The sequence below is a fragment of the Cryobacterium frigoriphilum genome (assembly GCF_004403305.1).
Taxonomy (GTDB): domain Bacteria; phylum Actinomycetota; class Actinomycetes; order Actinomycetales; family Microbacteriaceae; genus Cryobacterium; species Cryobacterium frigoriphilum.
The window spans coordinates 1-3,144 of record NZ_SOHE01000012.1 but is presented as its reverse complement, the minus strand read 5'-3'; the positions used below and the strand labels follow the sequence as shown (position 1 = coordinate 3,144).

Annotated in this window: 2 protein-coding genes; one reads left to right on the top strand and one right to left on the bottom strand. The window is 57.9% G+C overall.

Annotated features, from left to right (window positions below; genetic code table 11):
- Positions 1-141: 141 nt before the first annotated feature.
- Positions 142-519, bottom strand: coding sequence for a hypothetical protein (locus E3T55_RS01355; protein WP_134517789.1), 378 nt, complete (start codon positions 517-519; stop codon positions 142-144).
- Between the two features lie 488 nt (positions 520-1,007).
- Here E3T55_RS01355 and E3T55_RS01350 point away from each other — a divergent pair, with 488 nt between their 5' ends.
- Positions 1,008-2,018 carry a TIR domain-containing protein gene (locus E3T55_RS01350; protein WP_134517788.1) on the top strand — a complete coding sequence of 337 codons (1,011 nt, stop codon included), beginning with the start codon at positions 1,008-1,010 and terminating at the stop codon, positions 2,016-2,018.
- The last annotated feature ends 1,126 nt before the right edge of the window (positions 2,019-3,144 follow it).

Here is a 3,144-nt window from a genome sequence, read left to right as displayed (position 1 = left end):
GGAATCGGCAACACCCGTCGTGCTGCCGTCCTGACAACGAGACCAGATGCACATGGCCGCAGTACCAACAGTGCGGAACGGCAGTACCAACAACGTGGACTAGCCGTACCGAGACGGACTACTCGCCACACTGCTGGCATGTCAATCAGACCGAGATGGGATGATCCAAGCGTTGCTGTCGAGGCGGATTGCGCTCGAGCCTGTCGGCGACCCAGCAGACGGTTTGGTCAGCGCCGCGACAATCACGGGAGTCCGGTCTTCCCAGTTCGCGAGGATCGTGAACAGGTCGCTGTTGATCCCTTGCATCTCGACGATGAAGAGCTCCTTCGACACCTCCTGATGGGCGAAGGCCAGGTCGGGACGCGGGTCAACACGGGTTCTGGGCCCGTCATGGTCAATTCGCATGTCGACGTGCAGCCGGTTCTGACTTGGATACGCCACCACATTCACCAACTCGGCCTGGTCATTCCACTCGTCACTTGCCGCTGCCAGCCGGGGAGCCAGACGGCAGCCTGGCATTGCTGATCGTGACCGCCGAAATTTGGCCCGTTCCGGGCCTTCTGGACCTCCTGCTGATCCCAGGCAACGTCGCCGTCACCCCACACCCGAACGCTTGTTCCGGAATTTTGCTACCCGGTCGCCAGTGCTGGCGCTACCACCAAGCGCTAATCGCCAGCTGGTTTCCTGCCACCAGAGCGATAAGAATCAGGCCAGTCACCCCTCCGAGACTCCAAGAGGATCATTTTGGGGAATCTGCAGAGTTTGGGGTCCCCGGGGGTCAGGGCTACATCCAGCGTGTTGGAATCATGGGCCCGCGACCGAGCAACGAAAGGGCAGATGAGCCTTGCTGACGAAGTGCGACCATATGCCCTAAATATCAGATCGGATACGACGACCGACCTCGGGCGCTGAGCGTCCCATGGACCACGCATGTTTGAATCCTGCACGACGCCGAGGGCAGTAGTCGTCTGTACTCCCCCGTCAATGGCAACCGATACGATCCAGACATGGGCGCTCTCACAGCAAATGTATTCGGAATCGAATTGGACGAAACAATCGTGCCTCGAATGAAATCGCTCTTGGAACGCTTCGTGCTCTCGCGGATCCAAACGATAGACATGAAAGCTGCCCGCGTTTGGGCTGCAGAAACCGGTGAATGGCAACGTGAGCCCACTCTCAGCGGAGCCGATCGAGTCGACGCGATGCTCAAAAACAGATCGACGGTGGGCACCATATACGCACAAATAACGGAACGGACTGTAGCCGGGCGCACTTGGACAGCGGATAAACTCTATCGGGATCGACCGTTTGAGGCCGTCGCCGACTTGAATCTCGCCAAGTTTTCGCCTGACTACGAAAAAATCACCATCGAGTTCGCGGAAAGTGGTCTGGCAATCCTTTTTGGGAAGGACCTCGGACAGGACCATGTGATCGGCACAATAAGGCTGACCTCGATCCGCAGCGGCACCACCCAAGTCCACGTGGAAGATCCGAATGACACCAACGAGACGCTCCTGGCCGACATCGAGGACCTTCTTCTGAGCTACAAGCTCCCAACCACACCGTTTGAGCTACCGCCACTGAAAGTCTTTATGGGCCACGGCGGTGACCACCAATGGAAGTCCCTCAAACTTGCGCTTGAATCTACGAATGGTTTCGCAATCGAGGCCTTCGAGTCTGAGGAGAGAGCAGGGTCAACCACATTGGGCTCTGTCCGCCAAATGATCGAGTCCGCTGGCGCCGCAGTAGTTATAATGACGGCAACCGATGAGATGCGAGATGGCACTTTTCGTGCACGCGAGAACGTCATTCACGAAATTGGACTTTCTCAGGGCATTCTGGGCGTGTCGAGAACAATCATCTTGTGCGAACAAGGTGTTTCAGAATTTTCCAACATCGCGGGGCTAACTCAAATTCGGTTCCCAACGAATGACATTTTGAGTGTGGCACCGGCTGTGGCGGCTGCGCTGGACAAACGAATCCGCGCAGCCCAACAGGCCATCGGGCCAGTCTTCTGAGGACGTCGCTGCGCTGGCTCACCAGCCCACACGCACTCGAGGCTGCCGGGTTTAAAGAGATTGCACGGCTGGTCCACACTTCGAGGCCGATGGTGTGGCTAGGTCCAACAGGGATGAGCGCGGTCGATCCTGAGGCTTAGTGCGTAGGAATCTCATCCGAGGTCGCCCCGCCGCCACTACGATTCTGCAAAACCGCCTGCACAAAACAGGCGCTCGATGCCCAAGTTCGAAAGGCAATAGATCACCCGGGCATCATCCAGCTCAAAGCGTAGGAACCCGCTAGTTCATTCAGGGACCGTCGTACGTCCTCCGCGGTTCCAGACCTTGAAATGTTTCTAAACTCAAAGACTACGCCGCTTAGTCCGCCGCCCCACTGGCGGGGTAGAGAACATAAGCTTTATGTTTCTCAAACTGAAAGTGCGTACGCGCAGCAAATTCCGTAGTTCAATGCGCAGGATGTCGAACATCGAACCTTAGCGGAGCGTAGGTCGTTTCTGAAAGTGAGCCTGTCAGCCAGGCGATCTGGCTAGCTTCTCAAAATAGGCAGGGAAAGGTTACCCACCAGCAGCGGTCGAGAAGAAAGCTCCCAGTCTCCAGAGTGCGCCGGAGACTTCTCAGAGTGGCGAGCACGTCGTCGATGCTGGGTCTTGGACGAATCCCCATCACGGCGCCCGCCACTCCTCTTATATACAGTCCTCCACCCAATACTCCTCGCACTCATTCGAGCACCAGCGCCGCACCCGCCAATCGGCGACCGCCGCCCCACACCGCACACACCGATTCCGGCGGCCAACCCACCACATTCGCACTGACGTCATCGTCGCTAACTTGTGCATCGCATTGCCTCCTGGCACCGTTCGGGAAGACGGTGTCGCCAACCTAGACCTCTACCAGTCACAGCGAAACGGATGCACCCAAGTCCGACCCAGAACTGGGGTCACGCCAGTGCGCTGGTCTACACAGCCGCAGACATGAATGCACCCGTCACAGCGATTCGGATGCACGCAACTCCGACCCAGAACGGGGACCTACCCGCCCCACAACAAGCCACCGCCCACGCGATCCGCCTCCACGCCTCCGCTACAGTCCTCCCATGCACACCTGCAAGCTCTGCGATTACCCGACA

Excerpts from the sequence above, each read along its gene's own strand:
- E3T55_RS01355 (WP_134517789.1), bottom strand. The coding sequence starts at position 519 with ATGCCAGGCTGCCGTCTGGCTCCCCGGCTGGCAGCGGCAAGTGACGAG.
- E3T55_RS01350 (WP_134517788.1), top strand. The coding sequence starts at position 1,008 with ATGGGCGCTCTCACAGCAAATGTATTCGGAATCGAATTGGACGAAACA.